The organism is Halorubrum aidingense JCM 13560, from assembly GCF_000336995.1.
In the GTDB taxonomy this organism is placed as follows: domain Archaea; phylum Halobacteriota; class Halobacteria; order Halobacteriales; family Haloferacaceae; genus Halorubrum; species Halorubrum aidingense.
This window is the reverse complement of sequence record NZ_AOJI01000029.1, coordinates 105,205-125,724: the sequence shown is the minus strand read 5'-3', so window position 1 is coordinate 125,724 and position 20,520 is coordinate 105,205. Positions and strand designations below refer to the sequence as shown.

General features: G+C 65.2%; 19 protein-coding genes. 13 read left to right on the top strand and 6 right to left on the bottom strand.

Annotation, left to right across the window (positions count from 1 at the left end; genetic code table 11):
• Positions 1-10: 10 nt before the first annotated feature.
• A complete protein-coding gene (locus tag C461_RS12645) occupies positions 11-391 on the bottom strand; it encodes a hypothetical protein (protein ID WP_008001841.1) in 381 nt (126 codons plus the stop codon).
• 160 nt (positions 392-551) lie between these two features.
• Positions 552-1,931 carry a phosphoglucomutase/phosphomannomutase family protein gene (locus C461_RS12640; RefSeq protein ID WP_008001839.1) on the bottom strand — a complete coding sequence of 460 codons (1,380 nt, stop codon included), beginning with the start codon at positions 1,929-1,931 and terminating at the stop codon, positions 552-554.
• Positions 1,932-2,084: 153 nt separating this feature from the next.
• On the opposite strand from C461_RS12640, the gene C461_RS12635 reads away from it, so the two are divergent.
• The 3 genes from C461_RS12635 (at position 2,085) to C461_RS12625 (ending at position 3,966) form a co-directional block, all read left to right on the top strand.
• Positions 2,085-2,618: an NADPH-dependent FMN reductase gene (locus C461_RS12635; RefSeq protein WP_008001837.1), complete on the top strand. Its 534-nt coding sequence runs from the start codon at positions 2,085-2,087 to the stop codon at positions 2,616-2,618.
• Positions 2,619-2,723: 105 nt separating this feature from the next.
• Positions 2,724-3,296 carry a magnesium transporter gene (locus C461_RS12630; protein ID WP_008001836.1) on the top strand — a complete coding sequence of 191 codons (573 nt, stop codon included), beginning with the start codon at positions 2,724-2,726 and terminating at the stop codon, positions 3,294-3,296.
• An 88-nt stretch (positions 3,297-3,384) separates the two neighbouring features.
• Positions 3,385-3,966: a magnesium transporter gene (locus tag C461_RS12625; protein ID WP_008001834.1), complete on the top strand. Its 582-nt coding sequence runs from the start codon at positions 3,385-3,387 to the stop codon at positions 3,964-3,966.
• A gap of 18 nt (positions 3,967-3,984) precedes the next feature.
• On the opposite strand, the gene C461_RS12620 is transcribed toward C461_RS12625, so the two are convergent.
• Together C461_RS12620 and C461_RS12615 are read right to left on the bottom strand one after the other, a co-directional pair.
• Entirely contained in the window at positions 3,985-5,193 is a 1,209-nt protein-coding gene (locus C461_RS12620; protein ID WP_008001831.1) for a potassium channel family protein, read from the bottom strand.
• 102 nt (positions 5,194-5,295) lie between these two features.
• A complete protein-coding gene (locus C461_RS12615; RefSeq protein WP_008001829.1) occupies positions 5,296-6,363 on the bottom strand; it encodes a phosphotransferase family protein in 1,068 nt (355 codons plus the stop codon).
• Between the two features lie 245 nt (positions 6,364-6,608).
• Between C461_RS12615 and C461_RS12610 the strand changes: the two genes are divergently transcribed.
• Complete coding sequence (locus tag C461_RS12610) at positions 6,609-7,829, top strand: acyl-CoA dehydrogenase family protein (protein ID WP_008001828.1); 1,221 nt, start codon at positions 6,609-6,611, stop codon at positions 7,827-7,829.
• A gap of 87 nt (positions 7,830-7,916) precedes the next feature.
• On the opposite strand, the gene C461_RS12605 is transcribed toward C461_RS12610, so the two are convergent.
• A complete protein-coding gene (locus tag C461_RS12605; protein ID WP_008001827.1) occupies positions 7,917-8,441 on the bottom strand; it encodes a winged helix-turn-helix domain-containing protein in 525 nt (174 codons plus the stop codon).
• 137 nt (positions 8,442-8,578) lie between these two features.
• On the opposite strand from C461_RS12605, the gene hjc reads away from it, so the two are divergent.
• Both hjc and rio1 read left to right on the top strand, forming a co-directional pair.
• The gene (hjc, locus tag C461_RS12600) at positions 8,579-9,100 is read left to right on the top strand and encodes a Holliday junction resolvase Hjc (protein ID WP_008001826.1); all 522 of its coding nucleotides are present in this window, start codon (positions 8,579-8,581) and stop codon (positions 9,098-9,100) included.
• 73 nt (positions 9,101-9,173) lie between these two features.
• A complete protein-coding gene (gene rio1 / locus C461_RS12595) occupies positions 9,174-10,118 on the top strand; it encodes a serine/threonine-protein kinase Rio1 (protein WP_008001825.1) in 945 nt (314 codons plus the stop codon).
• 32 nt (positions 10,119-10,150) lie between these two features.
• Here the strand turns inward: rio1 and C461_RS12590 are convergent, their stop codons facing one another.
• Positions 10,151-10,672 carry a GNAT family N-acetyltransferase gene (locus C461_RS12590; RefSeq protein ID WP_049906646.1) on the bottom strand — a complete coding sequence of 174 codons (522 nt, stop codon included), beginning with the start codon at positions 10,670-10,672 and terminating at the stop codon, positions 10,151-10,153.
• 159 nt (positions 10,673-10,831) lie between these two features.
• Between C461_RS12590 and C461_RS12585 the strand changes: the two genes are divergently transcribed.
• The 7 genes from C461_RS12585 to C461_RS12560 all read left to right on the top strand — a co-directional run bounded on the left by C461_RS12585 (position 10,832) and on the right by C461_RS12560 (position 20,405).
• Positions 10,832-11,374, top strand: coding sequence for a KH domain-containing protein (locus C461_RS12585; RefSeq protein ID WP_008001823.1), 543 nt, complete (start codon positions 10,832-10,834; stop codon positions 11,372-11,374).
• A 276-nt stretch (positions 11,375-11,650) separates the two neighbouring features.
• Positions 11,651-13,300: a thermosome subunit alpha gene (gene thsA, locus C461_RS12580; protein ID WP_080506295.1), complete on the top strand. Its 1,650-nt coding sequence runs from the start codon at positions 11,651-11,653 to the stop codon at positions 13,298-13,300.
• A 368-nt stretch (positions 13,301-13,668) separates the two neighbouring features.
• Positions 13,669-14,325: a lactate utilization protein gene (locus tag C461_RS12575; protein ID WP_008001821.1), complete on the top strand. Its 657-nt coding sequence runs from the start codon at positions 13,669-13,671 to the stop codon at positions 14,323-14,325.
• 711 nt (positions 14,326-15,036) lie between these two features.
• Positions 15,037-15,273, top strand: a complete 237-nt coding sequence (locus tag C461_RS12570) for a hypothetical protein (protein WP_008001820.1) — start codon at positions 15,037-15,039, stop codon at positions 15,271-15,273.
• Positions 15,274-15,378: 105 nt separating this feature from the next.
• Positions 15,379-15,678: a hypothetical protein gene (locus C461_RS12565; protein ID WP_008001819.1), complete on the top strand. Its 300-nt coding sequence runs from the start codon at positions 15,379-15,381 to the stop codon at positions 15,676-15,678.
• 559 nt (positions 15,679-16,237) lie between these two features.
• Entirely contained in the window at positions 16,238-16,405 is a 168-nt protein-coding gene (locus C461_RS15870; protein WP_008001817.1) for a hypothetical protein, read from the top strand.
• 100 nt (positions 16,406-16,505) lie between these two features.
• Positions 16,506-20,405, top strand: coding sequence for a carboxypeptidase-like regulatory domain-containing protein (locus C461_RS12560; RefSeq protein WP_008001815.1), 3,900 nt, complete (start codon positions 16,506-16,508; stop codon positions 20,403-20,405).
• Positions 20,406-20,520: the final 115 nt, after the last annotated feature.

Below are 20,520 nucleotides of genomic sequence, written 5' to 3'. Positions count from 1 at the left end.
GCGGAACCGCTCAAAGCGACCGGATCAACCGGCCGACGACGACCGCGAGCGTCACCAGCGTGCGCCACAGTCGAAGCCGCTCTAGCCGGTACGCGAGGGGCTCGGAATCCGTCTCCGCTCGGTCGCGGTCGTCGTCGTCGGATTCCGGGGACGATGCGTGCCCGTCGGACCCCGGGGGAGGATCGTGGTCATCGGCTCGCGATTCGTCCCCGGCTGTCGGCCGGTCCTCGTCCGCCGATCCGTCCCCGGCTGTCGGCCGGTCCTCGTCACCCTGTCTCTCCCCGGCTGCCGGCCGATCCCTCTCTCCCGGTGCCGTCGATCTTTCGGCGGCGGTCTGCGGTTCGTCGGATTCGATACCGTCGGCTCTCGCAGTGTGTGGATCGTCCTGCATGGCTGAGACGCGGCCGGGCCACGGGCCGCACGTGACGATACAACGTTAATTTATAAATATTCGAGCCGAATCCAAGGCGAAACTGAAAGTCGTCCGCCGTCGTCGACGCTCCCGACACGCCCGACGCTCCGGGGCCCCCGACACCCTCGGCCTCTCGCCCTCAGATGAGCGGCTCGACGATCTCGCGTCCCTCGGCGAGGAGGGTGTCGACGGCGTCGTCGCTGTCGGCCTCGGCGTACACGCGGAGCTTCGGCTCGGTACCGGACGGGCGGACGAGCAGCCACGACCCGTTCTCCAAGAGGAGTTTGAACCCGTCGAGGGTGACGACCTTCGCGACCGCGTGACCGGCCACCGACTCGGGGATGTGGTCTTCCAGGTCGGCGAGGACGCCCGCCTTGCGGTCGTCGGGGCAGTCGAGCGACACCTTCCCGGCCGCGATGTGGCCGTGCTCGTCGAGCAGGCGGTCGACCCGGTCGTCGAACGGCTCCGCGGCGTGGGTGCCCGCCGCGAGCAGCGCCATCAACACGCCGTCCTTCTCCCGGACGTGCCCGCGGAGCGTGAACCCGCCCGACTCCTCGCCGCCGAACAGCGCGTCGTGTTCGCCCATCGCCTCGGCGACCCACTTGAACCCGACCGGGGTCTCGTACACGTCCTCGCCGTGCGCTTCCGCGATGCGATCGACGAGGAACGTCGTCGAGACGGTGCGGACGGCCGGTCCCGAGTCGTCCTCCAGCAGCCGGTCGTAGCAGGCGGCGTAGAAGAGGTTCGCGTCGAGCACGCCGCGTTCGGGAGTGACGACCGCGATCCGGTCGGCGTCGCCGTCGTTGGCGACTCCGAGATCGACGTCGCTGTCCGGATCGGTCACGAGCGCGGCCAGCTCTTCGAGGTGCGCCGCGCTCGGCTCGGGCGAGTCGCCGCCGAAGGTCACGTCGCGCTCACAGCGCAGCCGAACGATCTCCGCGCCGGCGGATTCGAGGAGGGCGTCGGTGACGCCGCGGCCGCTCCCGTGCATGGCGTCGTACGCGACCGTGAGCCCGTCGAGGTCGGCGCCGACCAGCTCGCGGGCCGCCTCGGCGTGGGCGCTCACGAGGTCGACTCGGGAGATGTCCCCCCGCTCGCCCTCGGGGAGCAGATCGGGCTCGGCGAGCCGCTCGACGACGTCCTCGGTGACGTCGGGGAGCGCGGGCGCGCCGTCGCTCGGGATGAACTTCACGCCGTTGTACTCCGGCGGGTTGTGCGAGGCGGTGACCATGCAGGCGCCGGCGAGCCCGCGGTCGACGATCGCGTACGCGATCACCGGCGTGGGGGTGTCGCGCTCGGGGAGGATCACGTCGAAGCCGTTGCCGGCGAGCACCTCGGCGAGGCTCTCGGCGAATCCCTCCGAGGTCTCGCGGGCGTCGTAGCCGACCGCGACCGGCTCGTCGTGGCCCGCCGCGTCGAGGTGGTCGGCGACCGCCTGCCCGACGATCCGGACGCGGTCGTCGGTGAAGGTGTCGAGCGTCGCCCGCCAGCCGTCGGTGCCGAAGGAAATCTGATCCATACCGGTCACGTCGGCGGGGGAGACAATAAGGCTCGGTGTCCGTCGCGATCCTTGCGCGACGGCGGAGCCGATCGGTCGCCGGCCGAGCCGCCACGGACCGAGCCGTCGCCGCGGACCCGTCGCGTTTTTGGGCTCGACCCACGAACCGGTCGCATGACGCGAATCGTCGCCATTTCCGGCAGTCGCCGGACGGAGAGCACGACGCGGGCCGCGCTCCGTGTCGCGCTCGACGCCGCGGCCGACGCCGGCGCAGAGACAGACCTGCTCGATCTCGGGACCGTCGACCTCCCGCTGTACCACCCGGACGAGGACGCGCAGGGCGACAGCGAGCGGCTGACGCGGCTCGTCCGCGAGGCCGACGGCGTGCTCGCCGGCACGCCCGTCTACCACGGCTCCTACTCCTCGACGTTCAAGAACTTCCACGATTACTGCGGGTTCGACGAGTACGAGAACACGGCCGTGGGGCTGCTCGCGACCGCCGGGGGCGGGTCCTACGGCGGGACGCTCGAACACCTCCGATCGACGTTCCGGAACGTGCACGCCTGGACGGTCCCCCACGAAGTCGGGATCCGCGGTGCCTCCTCCGCCATCGACGCCGACGGTCGGATCCGCGACGAGGACCTGTTGAAGCGCACCCGGAAGCTCGGCCGCATCGTCACCGAACACGCAGTGCGCCTCAACGACTGACACGGCGGTTCCGCGGCCGCTGCGGTGGGTCCGCGATCGACGGGAGATTCACCGCCAGGGGGTTCCTTCCGGTAGTTTTAACAGAAATATCGATCAGTACCATCCATGGGGGTTCGCCGCGATTTTTGGTCGATTTACCGAGAGGCGCTCCCCGTCCTCGTCGTCGCGCTCGGCGGCGGGCTGTTCGCCGGCCTCGTGCTCGAAGGCATGCTCGAGAGCGCCGAGCGGTTCCCCGGCCTGCTCGTGATGGTGCCCGTGTTCCTCGCGACTCGCGGGAACGTGTACGGAGCGCTCGGGGGGCGGATATCGAGCGGACTCCACCAGGGACTCATCGAGCCGCAGTTCGAGCGAAACGAGCGGCTGACGAACGCGATCCTCGCGTCATTTATCAACGGAATCGCGATCTCGATCGTCATCGGCGTGCTCTCGTGGGTCGCGCTCGTCCTGCTCGGACGCGAGTCCGCGCCGCTCGTCGAACTCGTCGGTATCATGCTCATCGCCGGGTTCTTTACCTCCTTTATCATGATCTTCGGGCTGCTCTTCGTGATCTTCGTCGGCTACAAATACGGCCACGACCCCGACAACCTCGTCGGACCGATCGTCACCACGCTCGGCGACGTCTTCGGCATGGCGTTCCTGTTCCTCTCGGTCGTCGTCGTGGAGGTGCTCGTCGGATGACCGTCGCCGCGGCGGGGGCTCGTCAGACGATCGGCGTTGCGGAGGGTGCGAGCCACCCGACGGCCACCGCCTCGGGGGTACCGATCTGATGGTCGACCCGACCGGCGACTCGCTCGGCTCGTGGCACGCGCGCCGGATCGTCCGGAACATGTTTCCGCTCTTAGTCGTCCTCTGTACCATCGTGCTGTGGGCGGGCATCACGCTCGAAGACGCCGACGCGCTGCTCGATCAGTACGGTCTCCTCGCCGTCATGGTGCCGACGATGGTCGGGATGGGCGGCAACCTCGGCGCCATCATGAGCTCGCGGCTCTCGACGCGGATCCACCTGGGGACGACCGAGTTCGACGCCCGCGACCGGGTGTTCTGGGCCAACGTCGCGGCGGTGCTCGGGCTCGCGGCGACGATCTTCACCGCCCTCGCGGTCGGGGCGTGGCTGCTCGGCCACCTGATCGGCGCGCCGATGGCGCTGTCGACGCTGCTCACTATCTCGCTCGGCAGCGGCATGGCGGTCGCGGCGATCGCGGTCGTGCTGTCGGTCGCGGCGACGTACGGCTCCTACCGGCTCGGGATCGACCCCGACGACACGACGATCCCGATCGTCACCAACGTCGTCGACGTGTTCGGGATGTTCATCTTCCTCGGCGTCTCGGCGTCCGTGCTGGGCTTTTAAGCGCTCGCTCCGACGCGCTCAGGGCGTCGCGAGCTCGACGAACGCGGCCGCGGCCGTCCGGGTCCCCTTGGCGATGACGATGTCGCCGCCGCGGAGCTCGGTGTCGGCGTCGGCGACCAGCAGCCACCCCTCGCCGGGGCGGCGGATCGCGATGACCGACATCGTCACGTCCTGTTCGGCGACCCCGTTCGTGACCGTCGAGCCGTCGAGCGCGCTGTTCGCGACGACCTCGACGCGGGTGAGGATCTCGTCGCTCTCTTGGACCGCGAGCCGCACGACCGGGTGGACGTCGATGTCGCGGCGGACCCCCTCGCTGATGTCGAGCGCGGCGTCGCTGATGACCTCGGTGCTGGTACCGAGGTGGATCAGCCCGCGGAGCGCGACCGGGTCGTCGGCGTCGGCGGCCGCCTGCAACACCCACGCCTCGAACCGCGACTGGAGCCCGTCGACCTCGACTTCGAGGTTGGAGACCTCCTCGGCGAGCTCCGCGTCGTCGAACAGGACGCTGCTGTAGGCCAGATCGACGGCTAACTCCGAGAGGTTCTTCATGTGGATGATCGTGTCGACCGCCCGCTCCAGGTCGGCGATCGAGTCGTCCTCGGGAACGACGGATTCGTAGGTGTCGCCCGTCAGCTCCTCGTAGACGGCGCCGATCTCGGAGTCCGGGCCTCGGAGGAGGGCCACGTCGTCCGCGTGAATCGCCGTCTCGGGGCCGGGATTGAGCAGCCAGTCGTCGCCGCGCCGCAAGGCGATCACGCGCACGCCGGTCTCGGATTCCAAGTCGATCTCGCCGAGGGTGCGGTCGACGTACGCCGAGTCGGTGGCGGCGATCCCTCGGAGGAGGGTCTCGACGGCCTCGGGGAGCGCCGCCCGCATGGCCTCCGGGAGCCCGATCTCCTCTATCAGGATCTTGGCGATGTCGCCGGCGGCGTCGCTGATCTGGTCGGTGGCGGAGACGATGTTGAGGACGGGCGCCAGCCGCTCCGCGTCGGACGGGTTCCGGGCGGCCATGAGGAGGCTCATGTTCGCGCGCAGCTCGAGGTAATCCATCCGTCGCTCCAACCGGAGCACCTCCGCCGCGAGCTCCTCGTTGCGGTGTAACACCGCGGAGTACGAGAGGTCGATCAGCAGCTCGGCCGTGTCCTTCATCTCGACCAGCACGTCCTTCACGCTGACGGGCTCGTACTCGATCGGCGTGGCCGATGCGTCGTCCTCCGGTGAGTCCATGTCCGACCGCTCTCGCGGGGGGCATTAAAGCGTTCGCCGATCCGTCGACCCGTCTCTCGACCGGTGCGCCTCGCGCTCAGGCCGGATCGAACCCGCGGGGACTCACAGCCGGTCGGTCTCGCCCTCGACGTACGCGAGCGCCCGCGCCGCGAGCGCGGGTACCTGCGTCCGCATCTCCGGGTACAGCGGGTCGTCGCTGTCGTCGTTCAGGTATCGCGCGAGGAACATCTCTCCCAGCGCGGCCATCTTGTAGGCCGCGAGCGCCCGGTAGAACCGCTCGTGGGCGAACTCGCGTCCCGTCGTCGCCTCGTAGCGATCGATCAGCGCCGCGCGGGTCGGGTACCCCTCCCGCGAGGTGAACGTCGACATCAGCTCGGGCATCGCCGGGTCCGGATCGCCCTCGTCGTACCAGAACAACAGCAGCCAGCCGAGGTCGGCGAGCGGGTCCCCGAGCGTCGACAGCTCCCAGTCGAAGACGGCGACGACCGACGGCGGCATTCCGGGACCGTACATCACGTTGTCGAGCTTGAAGTCGCCGTGGACGAGCGTTTCGGGGTGCTCGTCGGGAACGTTGTCGGCGAGCCACTCGCCGACGGCGACCAGGTCGGGGACGTCCCTGACGGCCGTCGTCGTCTCGAACGCCCAGTCGAGCTGGGCCGTCCAGCGCTCGACCTGTCGGGCCGTGTACCCCGCGGGGCGGCCGAACTCGCCGAGACCGACCGCCTCGTAGTCGACCGCGTGGATCGCCGCCAGCGTGTCGACGAGCTCCGTCCCGATCCGTTCGCGGGCGGCCGGATTCGCGAAGCGCTCGGGCTCGGCCTCTCGGAGGACGTCGCCGTCGGCGCGCTCCATGAGGTAGAAGTCGCTGCCGAGGACCGCGTGGTCGTCGCACGCGCGGAGGGTCTCCGGGACCGGGACGGCGGTGTCGCCGAGCGCGTCGACGACGCGGTGCTCCCGAAGCACGTCGTGGGCCGTGTCCGCGGTCTCGCCGGGGGGCGGCCGTCGGACCACCAACTCGCGGTCGCCCCACGCGACGAACAGCGTCTCGTTGGAGTGGCCCTCGGCGTGCCGCTCGACGGCGAACCGCTCGGCGGGGCCGAACTCGGCGGTCAGGTACGCCGCGAGCGTGTCGTCGTCGACCAACCGATCGAGGTAGTCGGGGTCGCTCACTCGCGACCCGCCCCCGGTCGGTCCGCCTCCGATCGGCTCACTCCCTGTCGGCTCACCCCCTGTCGGCTCACCTCCGGCCGGCCCGCCTCCGCCCATTCACGGTCCGAACGGCTTTCACCGCTTACGGCACATCGGTCTAACATTGTAAATCAACTTGCGTTGAATAAGGGGTTATCTTCGGACAGTATAGCCTTTTGGGGGGCAATAGCCGGAACCACTATTTACATTGCTAAATAAGAGTCGCCATGGAGTACGACGACATCGGGCGCGGGCCGGAGATCGCCGAGGCCGTCAGGGAGTTCGTCGACGAGACGGTGCTTCCGGTCGAACGGGAGTGGCTCGGCCGAGGGCCGATCCCGGCGGCGGAGATCGAGGCGCTGCGCGACGCCGCGCGCGACAGAGATATTTACGCCCCGCAGGTCGCGGCGGAGTACGGTGGGCTCGGACTCGGGTTCCGCGAGATGCTGCCGGTGTTCGAGGAGGCGGGTCGCAGCCTGCTCGGGCCGACTGCGCTCCGGTGTGCGGCGCCCGACGAGGGGAACATGCACACCCTCGAGATCGCGGCCACCGACGCGCAGAAGGAGCGCTGGCTCCGCCCGCTGGCGGCCGGCGAGATCGACTCGGGCTTCGCGATGACCGAGCCGATGCAGGGCGGGGGGTCGGACCCGAAGATGCTCGCGACGACCGCCGAGAAAGACGGCGGCGAGTGGGTCATCGACGGCCACAAGTGGTGGACGACCGGCGGCGTCGAGGCGGACGTGCTGTTGGTGTTCGCCCGCACCGACCAGGAGGCGCACCCGTACGCCGGCTGTTCGGTCATCCTCGTGCCCGCCGACGCCGACGGCGTCGAGGTCGTCCGGAACATCCCGCACCTCGGCGAGGGGCTGGTCGGGACGACGCACGCCGAGATCCGGTTCGACGGCGTTCGCGTTCCGGTCGAGAACACGCTCGGCGAGGAGAACGAGGGGTTCACCCTCGTCCAACAGCGGCTCGGTCCGGCCCGGCTCACGCACTGCATGCGGTACGCCGGGATGGCCGACCGCGCGCTCGACATCGCGACCGCCTACCTCTCCGAACGGGAGGGGTTCGGCGAGCCGCTCTCGGAGAAACAGGGGCCGCGGTTCCGGATCGCCGACCGTCGCACGGAACTCCACGCGGCCCGCACGATGGTCCGACACGCCGCCGGGCGGATCGCCGACGGCCACGAGGCGCGCATCGAGGTGGCGATGGCGAAGACGTTCGCGGCGAACGTGGTACAGGAGGCGATCGACGACGCGCTCCAGTTCTGTGGCGGCAACGGGATCGCCTACGACCTGCCGATCGCGCGCTTCCACGAGAACGTCCGGCAGTTCCGCCTCGTCGACGGCGCCGACGAGGTCCACCGTCGATCGATCGCGCGCGACGCCTTCGAAGACCCGCCGACTGAGGAGCTTGCGTCGGTCACGCGGTTCGGCGAATTCGACTGAGCCGAGCGCGGTGGCGCTCCCGGGAGCGGCGCCCGCCGATCGCTCCTCAGCGGCGCCCGTCGCTCATCTCTCCCCGACGCCCGTCGATCACTCCTCGTCTTCCTGGAACACTTCGAACAGCTCGGGGTCGGTCCCGAACTTGAGGACGTTCGTCACGACGGAGTTGCGGAGGTTGTTGACGAGTTCGCCGTGTTCCTTGTAGAACTCGTGGATCCACTTCGACTCCTGTTCGCGGTCCTCGAACATCATGATCGTCTTCCACTGGTAGTCGCCGTCCGAGAGGAAGTACATGAACGTGTGGCGGCTCGACCGGACGTGTTCGAGCGCGTCCCGCCAGTGCTCGTCGAACCCCTCGGGGTTGAACTGGAACTCGAACAGCGAGAAGAAGAGGTGCTCTTCGTTGGGGACCAACGCTTCGCGGAACACGCCGTCGGCGCGCATCCGCCGGATCGACTCGTTGACGGTGACGTGCGAGACGTCGATGTCGTGCTCCTCGGCGAGGAGGTCGCGGAGCCCGCGGGAGGTGAGTTGGGGGTCGCGCGCGAGCTCCTGGAGGATGATCGTGTCCCGCTCGGAGAGGTTCCAGTCGGGGATCGGCTGTTTCTCGGGCATTCTCTCGATGAACGTGGACGCGTCACGGTAATCAGTATTTGGACCGGGAACCGCGGCGGTCGAGGCCGGCGCCGAGAGCGTCGACCCGCCGCCCTTTTGACCGGCTCCCGCCTACGACTCTTCGATGACCGAATCGGGTGACGACGACCGTGTCCGCTAACCGGAAGGGCGACCGCCGCGAGCGCGAACTGGTGAACGCCCTCGACGAGGCGGGCTTCGCCGTGATGCGCGCGCCGGCCAGCGGGGCCGCGACGGAGCGAGAGCTGCCCGACGTGCTCGCCGGCGACGGCGAGACGTTCTACGCGATCGAGGCGAAATCGAGCGCCGGGAACCCGATCTACCTCACCGGCGAGGAGGTCGAGGCGCTGCTGTTTTTCGCCCGCAACTTCGGCGCGAAGGCGCGGATCGCGGTCCGTTTCGACCGCGAGGACTGGTACTTCTTCCACCCCGGCGAGCTGTACACCACCGACGCCGGGTCCTACCGCGTGAAAAAGGAGACGGCGCTCGCCGACGGCACCGACTTCACCGAGTTCGTCGGGCGGACGGAGAAGGTGACGCTCGACGAGGTCGGCGTCGACCCCGACGAGGAGCGTCGCGAGATCCTCGAAGCGGTCCGCGACGGCCACATGCCGGTCGAGGACGCGCTCGACGTGTTGTGAGCGCGTCGGGAGCGCGGAGCCGTCGCCCGCCGACCCCCTCGCTTATCCCTCGCGGCGTCGAAGTCGAGAACGAATGAGCGAGGAGTTCGTCCTGCTCGAACCCGAGGATCAGCCCGGCGACGAGTGGGAGCAACTGGACGTCTCCGACACGGAGGCCGACCGGATCGCCCGGCGGCAGGACCGGGAGTTCGACGAGTTCCGCAAACGGATCAAAGACACCGAGCAGTTCAAACTCCAGGAGTCGGTGTTCGACGACGCGACGCTCGCGGCCGTCTACAAGCTCGTCCAAGACGGCTACGTCGACGCCTTCGGCGGGCCGGTGTCGACCGGCAAGGAGGCGAGCGTCTTCGAGGCGCTCGGCGGCGAGGCGGGCGAGCGTCCGGAGCCGGGCTCCGCGGCCGCCGCCGACGAGCACGCCCGCGAGGTCGCGGTGAAGGTGTACCGGATCAACTCCTCGAACTTCCGGCAGATGCGCGACTACCTGGAGGGCGACCCCCGCTTCGACGGGATCGCGAGCGACAAGAAGGCGGTCGTGCTCGCGTGGACCCGCAAGGAGTTCGCGAACCTCGAACGCGCGCGGAAGGCGGGCGTCCGGGTGCCCGAGCCGATCGCGGTCCAGCGGAACGTCCTCGTGATGGAGCTGGTCGGGCACGCCGAGGAGCGCGCCCGGCGGCTGAGCGAGGTCGACGTCGAGAACCCCGAGACCGCCTATGAGGTCGTCCGCGAGTACATGCGCCGGCTCTTCCGCGCCGGGCTCATCCACGGCGACCTCTCGGAGTACAACATGATCATCCACGACGGCGAGCTGGTGATCATCGACATGGGGCAGGCCGTCACCGTTCACCACCCGAACGCCGGCGAGTTCCTCGACCGCGACTGCGAGAACGTCGCGACCTTCTTCACCCGACAGGGGATCGACGTCGACCCCGACGACCTCCGCGCGTACGTGACGGAACCCGAGCCCGACCCGAGCGGCGAGCCGGAGGAGGCGTCGGAGCGGGGAGCGAACGAGGAGTAGCGCGGCCGACGATTCGGTCGGGCAGTCGGGGGTCAGACCTCGCGGGCGTAGACCGCGAGCGAGTACGTTTTGCCGGCGATCTCACGTTCGATTCGGTCCACTCGATCGAATCCCCGCGCCGTATAAAACCGAGCGCCAATCTCGTTGTCGGCGAAGGCTTCGAGTCGAACCGTCTCCACGCGATCCGGCAGCGTGTCGAGGCCGCGGTCGAGCAGCGCCGTGCCGATCCCCTCCCCCCACCACTCGGGATGGACGTAGATCGCTTTCACGCCGGCCTCGTCGGGGCCGACGAACGGTTTCGTGTTTTCCTCGCCCCAGCGCACGTCGACGAACCCCCGGACCGTCCCGTCGACGACGGCGACGAAGACGGCGGTGCGACCATCGCCACCGAGCCCCTCGCGCCACTGCACGACCTCCTCCGGGGTCGGATCGACCGTCATCTCGGCGAGCACCGCGTCGGGAAGTATGTCGTCGTAGGCCTCGCGCCACGACAGCCCGTGGGCGCGGATCAGCTCGGCGATGTCGGCGTCGGTCTCGGGAGGGCGGAGCTCCATGCGGAACGGGTCGCGGACGCCTCTCAAAAACCCTCGGTCGGTGCGTGATCCGGCGTCGCTCGGAAACACGGCGACCAATCGTCCAGAGAGCCCCGTCACGCGGCCGCACACTGGTGCCGGCGGAACATGTTTAAAAGGCTTCGCCGGGTATCCACCCGTATGCAACACGTGACGGTTCCGCAGGACCGTATCGGCGTCGTCATCGGCGCCGGCGGCGAGACGATGCGAGAGATCGAGGAGCGGGCGAACGTGCGGTTAGACGTCGATTCGGAGTCGGGCAGCGTCGCCATCGAGGAGCGCGACGATCCCGTCGCCGCGATGGTGGCGCCCGACGTGATCAAGGCGATCGGCCGCGGATTCAAACCGGAGACGGCGCTGTCGATCCTCGACCACGACCTCCGGACGTTCGATCTGATCGACCTGTCCGAGCACACCCGCAACGACAACGACCTCCAGCGCAAGAAGGGTCGGATCATCGGCGAGAACGGTCGGACGCGGGAGCTGTTAGAGGAGCTGTCGGGCGCGAACGTCGTCGTCTACGGGTCGACGGTGGGGGCCGTCGGGCAGCCCGAGGAGCTGGAGGTCGTCCGCCGGGCGGTCGGGATGCTGTTGGACGGCGCCCCGCACGGCGCGGTGTACTCGTACCTCGAACGGATGTCGAACGAACTCGACGACGACGTGAGCTTCAACGCGCCGCAGTAGGCGGCGTTCGGCGCCGGTGTCGTCGGCGCCGTTGGCGTTGACGGCGGTGTCGGCGTTGGCGTCGTTCATTTATAAGCAACCTCTCTCTTTATAAGCAATCCATCTTCCAGCGCTCGATCTGTCGTTCTATATAAACACCCATGTGAAAGCACCGCATACGAGTTGTATAGTCCGTACCGTGTTGCGGTTTCACACGACACGAGCAAAAGGTTTATATAGAATCACAAACAATCAAAGGTTGATATGTCCCAGCGACAGCGGATGGGTAACCAGCCGATGATCGTACTTTCCGAGGAGTCGCAGCGCACCTCCGGAAAGGACGCCCAGAACATGAACATCACGGCCGGCAAGGCGGTCGCGGAGTCCGTCCGCACCACGCTCGGCCCGAAAGGGATGGACAAGATGCTCGTCGACTCCGGCGGGTCCGTCGTCGTCACGAACGACGGCGTCACCATCCTCAAAGAGATGGACATCGACCACCCGGCGGCCAACATGATCGTCGAGGTCTCCGAGACCCAGGAGGAGGAAGTCGGTGACGGCACCACCTCCGCGGTCGTCGTCGCCGGGGAGCTCCTCGATCAGGCCGAGGAACTCCTCGACCAGGATATCCACGCGACCACGCTCGCGCAGGGGTACCGTCAGGCCGCCGAGAAGGCCAAGGAAATCCTCGACGAGCAGGCCATCGAGGTCTCCGAGGACGACTACGACACGCTCGTCCAGATCGCCCAGACGGCGATGACGGGCAAGGGCGCCGAGAACGCGAAGGACCTGCTCGCCGAGCTCGTCGTCGACGCCGTCATCGCGGTCAAGGACGACGACGGCATCGACACGGAGAACGTCTCCGTCGAGAAGGTCGTCGGCAGCTCCATCGACAAGTCCGAGCTCGTCGAGGGCGTCATCGTCGACAAAGAGCGCGTCGACGAGAACATGCCCTTCGCCGTCGAGGACGCCAACGTCGCGCTGTTCGACGGCGCCATCGAAGTGAAGGAGACGGAGATCGACGCCGAGGTCAACGTCACCGACCCCGACCAGCTCCAGCAGTTCCTCGACCAGGAAGAGGCGCAGCTCCGCGAGATGGTCGACCACCTCGTCGACATCGACGCCGACGTCGTCTTCGTCGGTGACGGCATCGACGACATGGCTCAGCACTACCTCGCCCAGGAGGGCATCCTGGCGGTCCGCCGCGCGAAGTCCGGCGACCTCAAACGCCTCGCCCGCGCGACCGGCGGCCGCGTCGTCTCCAACCTCGAGGACATCGAGACCGACGACCTCGGCTTCGCCGGCTCCGTCGCCCAGAAGGACATCGGCGGCGACGAGCGCATCTTCGTCGAGGACGTCGAAGAGGCGAAGTCCGTCACGCTCATCCTCCGCGGCGGCACCGAGCACGTCGTCGACGAAGTCGAGCGCGCCATCGACGACTCGCTCGGCGTCGTTCGCACGACGCTGCTCGACGGGAAGGTTCTGCCCGGCGGCGGCGCTCCCGAGGCCGAGCTCGCGCTGCAGCTCCGCGACTTCGCCGACTCCGTCGGCGGCCGCGAGCAGCTCGCCGTCGAGGCGTTCGCCGACGCGCTGGAAGTCATCCCGCGCACGCTCGCCGAGAACGCGGGTCTCGACCCCATCGACTCGCTCGTCGACCTCCGCTCCCGCCACGACGGCGGCGAGTTCGGCGCCGGTCTCGACGCCTACACGGGCGACGTGATCGACATGGAGGCCGAGGGCGTCGTGGAGCCGCTCCGCGTCAAGACTCAGGCCATCGAGTCCGCGACCGAGGCGGCCGTCATGATCCTCCGCATCGACGACGTCATCGCGGCCGGCGACCTCAAGGGCGGCGGCTCCGACGACGGCGGCGACGAGGGCGGCCCCGGCGGCGCGCCCGGCGGCATGGGCGGCATGGGCGGTATGGGCGGCATGGGCGGCGCGATGTAAGCGACGCTCGGACACACTTACACCACCCCGACCGCAGCCGTTCCACGAACCGACCCAACGACTGACCGTCGCGCGCCCCTTCGGGCCTCGACGACACGCGATTTTTATCGACGACGGACACGACGACCGACCGCGGAGCCGACGGCCCGTCGCTCGCGGCGTCGTCCCCTCTGCACCGCCGCGTCGATCCGGAGCGATCGCCTCACCGACACAACGATAACACCGGTGTCACCACCCGACACGAGTGTTCGCGAGCGATTAAGTGGCGTCCGACCCTCCGATCGAGTGACGAGACGAATCCGGTGCGAGCCGGTGCGGTCCGGTGTGCTCCGGTGCGACGCAGTGCGATTCGCTCGATTTGATACACAATGTCACAACAGAAAGCCGACTACGCAGACGACACCGCGATCGACGACGCGCTCGACCAGATCCCCGACGACGAGACCGTCGCCGAGACGGTCGCGAACCTCGAGGAGAGCGGATTCGACGTTATCGTCGTCGACGACGCCGCGGCCGCGCTGGAGGCGGTCGAGGCCCAGATCCCCGCGGGCGTCTCCGTGATGAACGGTCACTCGACGACGCTCGAAGAGATCGGCTTCGACGACCTCCTCGGCGAGGGCGACCACGAGTGGGAGAGCCTCCCCGACCAGATCTGGAGCATCGACGACGACGCGGAGCGGCAGGCCGCACGCCGGCAGTCGCAGACGGCCGACTACTTCCTCGGCGGCATCAACGCCATCTCGACGACCGGCGAGCTCGTCGCCGCCGACCTCTCGGGCAGCCGGATCGGCGCGTATCCCTTCGCCGCCGGCAACGTCGTCATCGTCAGCGGCGTGAACAAGATCGTTCCCACGCTCGACGACGCGCTCGATCGGCTGGAGTCGGTCGCGTACCCGCTGGAGAACGAGCGCGCACAGGAGGCGTACGGCGTCGAATCGGCGGTCGCCAAACAGCTCATCTACCGACGGGAGACCGAGGACGGTCGGACGACGATCGTGCTCGTGCGCGAGCGACTCGGGTACTGAACTCCGGTTAGGAGTTCCTTATCGAGCCGTTAAAAGAGTAGATTCGCGGCAGTGATAGTACTGATCACGAGGATCGCTGCGAGGAAGACGTAGCGGGCGTGTCGTGTTACGCTCGCTCTCGTTCGTCGCGCTCTCGGTGGCGATCCATCGCTCGCTTCCACTCTGGAGGCCTCTGACCGACGACCGTCGACCGATCGCTCACGTCTCCCATCGCCTCGAACGGAACCCCGTTTCATACTGGATGTGAACAGTAGCTATGCAATAATTCTTTGTATGGTATATACTAACGGCATTCGACCACGCGGCGATCGAGGGGACGGTCGACCGGAACCCTGCTATCGGTTGGTTAACGGCGCACGAGCGGTCTGCGGGAAATGGCACAACAATAAGGTTAATAATTGATTAGATACCAACAGTATATCACGTGCGACCCGAGACCCAGTCGTCGATTATCTGTCGGAGTGAGGCCGGTGATCCGCCGCCTCGCACGCCACGAACCGAGATCGTCGTCGACGGTAGAGTCGAGCTCGTTGCGCGGACCCACCTTCAAAACATAATTTAACATACACTAGATCATGATCCAAAATTCAGCAGATATGAGCCATATTAAACAATTTGAGCGGCGAAATTATCAGCTCAAAAACTATATATGAGATTAGTTTTTAATCTGATTCAATGGGAAACACGCTGGGTCAAGACGGTGATCAGCGAATGAGCATCGACGAAGAGGTCCCCGAACTCGACTGGGCCGTTATCAAGTCATTAATGGACGCACAGGCGAATACGAACACCTCCCTCGAGCGGTATCTGTTGTACGTTACCCACGACGACTTCGACCTCGACGAGCGACACATGGAGCGGTGTCTCTCACAGGCGATCAACCACCATCAGCGCGCGCTGGAAGACCTGAAGACGGCACGGGATCTCGTCGCCAGCACTCCGGACTGAACGCGACCGTCGCGGATTCTTCGTCTCCGATGCGGAGGGCGTATTCATAACGACCGGTAACTCCGTTCATAAGGATATATATACGATCAGTAGCGATATCGGGTGATGCGGCTCACAGTCCCCACTGATTTCGAAATTTTGCAGATCCTTTCCAACGGGAGGCGTAACAACGCCATCAACATCGCCGCCCATCTCGATAAGAACCGGTCGTACGTCAACACGCGTCTCCCAGTGTTGGCCGACTACGGGCTGCTCAATCGGGTCGGTCCGGCGCCGAACAGCGGCTTGTACGAAATCACCGAAAAAGGGCGGATCGCGGCGAACCACCGCGCGGAGTACGCGGACGACGACGTCGACTTCGAGGCGCTGATCGAGCGGAAGCTGGCGGAGCGCGCCGAAGAGTGATACTGCACCTCGGGGGAGTGTGAGGCGGCAGTCGGGCCGCAGTCGTCCTGTTTTGATTGAGACCGTCGCGTTCGGGAGCCTCGGGCTCGTCGACGGTCCTCGCGGGCGCGGGCCTCACACGCGTGCTAGTGCCGGCGCTGTACGGGAAGCAGTCGAGCGGTGGGTCGGCGCGCCCGCCGTGTTCGTATCCGGTGCCGTGCGCGCAGCCGGCAACGCCGCCGAGCCGAATCTCGCGAGCCGGTAGGTACCGCTAGTAGGTTGATCGCGGGCGTCCGCCGCACAGGATGCGGCACTGGCGCCGAGGATCCCGCACCGATTTCTTCATCTCGACGGCGACGAATCAGGCGTTAATGCGGAGCTTATGCCGCTAACTGCTCTAACACGACCGATTCTCTTGCGATCGATCTTGCCGATATCCGTGATCGAGGGATCAGTTAGCAACAGCATATACTGACGGTAGATATAAGTGGCATCCTTAGGAATGTGCTAACTGCAACGTGAAGTGTCGACTACAATTCCGTGGAGCAGTACAGAGCGAGGTGATTGCAGATTAGTGGCGATGACAGACGACACCAACGGGGACGAGGCCGTCGATCTGACACGGACGACAATCGAGTTGGACCGAGAGGTCTGGCGGGAGGTTCGCTCCGATGCGGTCGCGGACGGGGCGAACGTCTCCGAGAAACTCGAGGAGGTCCTCGTGGACTACTACGGAGTAGACCGATGACACGAGGGACCAACGTCCACGACGAGCTCGTCGAGACCCGAACGACCGAGGCGCATCGCGCGACGACCGACACGCAGACAACAACATACACACACACTACATGACAGACGGTAATAGACGGAAGAAGGCGCAAGCCGTCTTCTTCTCGATCGTGATGGTGCTCTCCATGGTGGGGGGTACTGTCGCGCTTGCGGGGAGTGCTGCGGCCGAAGCACCCAGTGGCGGCAGTCTGAGTGACACACACGTTCAGTCTGACGCAACGGTAACGATAGAGGGAATTGAGCCGAACGCGGACGGAAATAGCTTAGAAATCATCGCACTCAACGAGAGCGGAGATCAGGTTGGAAGTGCCTCAATCTCCGACAGCGATGTCTCAGATTCGGAAAGCTGGAGCACTGATCTCAGTGTCGCCGACCTCGGCGTCTCTGACGGCGAGTATGACATCTTCCTCAACGACACAAATGACGGCGTTGATTCGTCGGTAGGCACACTTACGATTGACGACGAAGAGCCGCTCGTCACTCCGGTTGGTCCGGAAGATGGTGAGGTTATCAACCACGTTGACCCGACAATTGAGTTTGAGGTCACGGACAATCAGTCCGCGGAGGCATTCTCGCAGAACGCTGACGTTGAACTGATCGTCGATCTCGTGAGTGCTGAGACGTCCGAAACCTACGTCATCGATCCTGTCGATGGTGAAAACACGGAAGGTCTCACATACGATACGAGCGACGGAACGCTCACTATTGAGCCCGGCACGGGCGATGTCCCTGAACTTGATGAAGGTCAAGTCGATGTCGACGTGACGGCTACTGATGAGGCCGGCAATCAGAACGTCTCTGACTCGTACGGCTTCGAAGTGAATAGCGGTGAACTTGAATTCGACCTGTCTGAGGTCGAGGCTATTGGATCCACGAATGATGTGAACGAAACGTTCACCACCAGTGTTTCGAGCACCGGTCCGGCTCTCAACGATTCGGAATCTCAGCTCACGATCACGGGTCCGGAGTACGATCTGACCCTCTCCGAAGATAATGAGACTGCGTACACCGCCGGTGGTCAGTTCGATATCAACCCGGAAACTGACGACGATATCCCGTCCTTCGATGAGGACGGTGTCTACACGGTTGAGTACTCTGCTGCGGACGAAGCCGGGACCTCGGCGTCATCCTCAGCTACTAGTTTCGAGGTGGACACTGAATCGCCGAACGTGACGGACCTCTCGCTCGCGTTCCCTGAGGTCGTCACGACCCAGACGAACGGCGAAGAAGTGGCTGTTACCTTTGACGAAGAGGTTCCTGCTGACACTGTCCGCGTGGACATTGACTCCGAGGAGGCAGATGCAAAGACCCAGACGCTCGACGATACGGATCTTGTCGTTGAGCAAGATGCAGTCTCCGATACGGTGACGTTCAACGCATCCTCCAAATTGGAGGCGGCAAACTTCGGTGAGATTGAAGATACTGAGGCAGTGGTCAATGTGACGACAGCAGACGACCTCGCCCAGAATGGACTTGGTAATGCTGACGCGGATGCCAGCAATGCCACCTTTGAGGTCGATAATGACGGTCCAACTGTCGCCCTCGATCCTGTTGAGACGAATAATGACGGCACGGTTAGCGGCCTGACGAACTTCACCGACTTTATCTCGAACACTGATGACGTCGATGAAGTGGTCGCATTCGTGGATGTCGGTCAGGATCCCGCCTCTGCACGCGACGTAACGGCAGACGCGGATTCCGTCCCGACGCAGAACTACCCTGACGGGACTCACGACTTCACCGTTGTCGTCTACGACGAGAACGGGAACTTCGATATTACGACTCAAGAGTTTACGCTCGACAACGATCAGGCGTTCTCCATTGACGAGAACCTTCTCGCCAATACCGTTGAGCAGAACCCTGATCTAAAGTCGCCTACTGGCGAGTTCGAAGTGCAGAGCGCGTTCGTGAACGATCCCGAAAACGTCGATCAGTTCTACGTCAACGGCGAATCCGTCGACGATGACTACACGCTCGACGCTGCGGAATACCGTGGCGACACTGTCTCCATCACGGCGGAGAACACGACAACTGATGATGAATTCACGTACTACGTCGAATTCTCCCAGTTCGTCGGTGTTGAGTCCGATGACGAAGGCACTGTCACGGTGAACGTCCAGACCGACGAAGAACTCGAAGAGGGCGATGCGCTCAACGTGTCGGTCAGTTCCGTTGACGGTCACCACGATGCTGTTGACCTCGACTTCACGCGTGACGATCTCACGTTCAAGGAGGTCGACTCGGACGCGAACATCTACAGCACCCAGATAGACGCGCCGCGTGACGGTGAACACGAGATTACTGTTGAGTCGAGTGATGTCGACGTGGCGCTCGAGCGCGACACCTTCGGCAGCCAGCAGAGTCAGACAAAGATTGTCGACTCGACGCTTCCGGAGCTTGTCAGCGCAGAGCTTAACGTCGATTACGACGCAGCGGCTGACAAGCGTACTACCACTATCGAAGCCAAGTTTGACCAGCCGTTCAGCGGTGCGGAGGATGTCGCGTTTGAGGGCGATGCCAATATCATCGGTAGTAGCTCAAACGCAAAAGAGCCCGGAACCTTGGTTCTTGAACTCGATCAGGAACCGCAGACCGGTGATGCTCCCCTGGTGAACGTATCGCAGCCGGAGGGCCTCGGTGACAACACGGCTCCGGAATCCGGAGACTTCACGACGATCGGTACGTCCACTGAGATCCTCGAACTCGAAGACGGCGTTAACGTCGTCTCCGCCCCGGCAGTTACGGGCGAAGTCGACGCGTCGGACTTCGATGAAGATGGCGTCGAGGCCGTTTGGGCGTACGACGCTGACGCAGCGGAAGGAGAAGAATGGTCCAGCTACGTGCCTGATGCAAATGAAGACGCGAACTCCTTGACTGGCCTCGAAGGCGGTCAGGGCTACGTTGTGAAGACTGATGGTGCGGTCGATGTCGGCATCAACGCCGAGAACGTTCCGAGCGCGGGAGACGGCGAAGTGCCGCAGTTCCGCACTGAGCAGGATCTCGTCGAGGGCTGGAACCTGATCGGTCACTACCAGACCGTGACCCAGCCGCAGGACGAGGCACTGGACTCGATCTCGGACAGCGTCCACTCGGTCAAGTACGGCTACACGACGCAGACTCCCAGCGCCCTCGAAACCGGTCAGGGCTACTGGGTCAACATGGATGAGGGCGACAACTACGCACCGACCGACCTCAACACGGTCGGACCGACGGTGCTCGATGTGTCGGTGAGCGACGAACCCGCCACGGATGGCGGCGAAGTTACGCTGACGGTTCAGGTCGAGCCTGACGAGGCCGCGATCGACCGTGTCGGCGTGACTAGTGACGAACTCGGACTGGAGGACGAACTCTCGGAAGTCGAGCGTGACACGCAGGGCGTGACGTTCGAGGGTACTGTCGACACCGACTACGCGGACGGATTCGTCGGTGGCACTGACGTGCCGGTCGGCGTCACCGTGGAAGACCTCGACAACAACGTGGCATACGGTAGCGTTGATGTCTCCGCCGAGGATAACCGCGGTACTCTCAGCGGGACGGTGAACGATTCGAGCGGGACTGCCATCGCCGACGCGACAGTCACGATCGAGCAGGACGGTACCCAGGTTGNCGGTACTCTCAGCGGGACGGTGAACGATTCGAGCGGGACTGCCATCGCCGACGCGACAGTCACGATCGAGCAGGACGGTACCCAGGTTGACTCGGTAACTACTGATTCGAACGGCGACTACAGCACAGAAGTCGAAACCGGCACGTACAACGTGACCGCAGACGCTGACGGCTACGTCGCTGATACTAACAACAACAACGAGGTTACCGTCGACGCGACGACTACCGTCGACTTCGCCCTCGCTGATGAAACNGCTGACGGCTACGTCGCTGATACTAACAACAACAACGAGGTTACCGTCGACGCGACGACTACCGTCGACTTCGCCCTCGCTGATGAAACGTCAGGATAGCAGAGACGTTCTGTTCACAGCTGACCGCCCCCGGGTTACGGGGGTAACACCGCGGGGCGGTCGGTCACGCGACCACGACACCACGAACGAAAACACGCCATCGATTCACAGCACA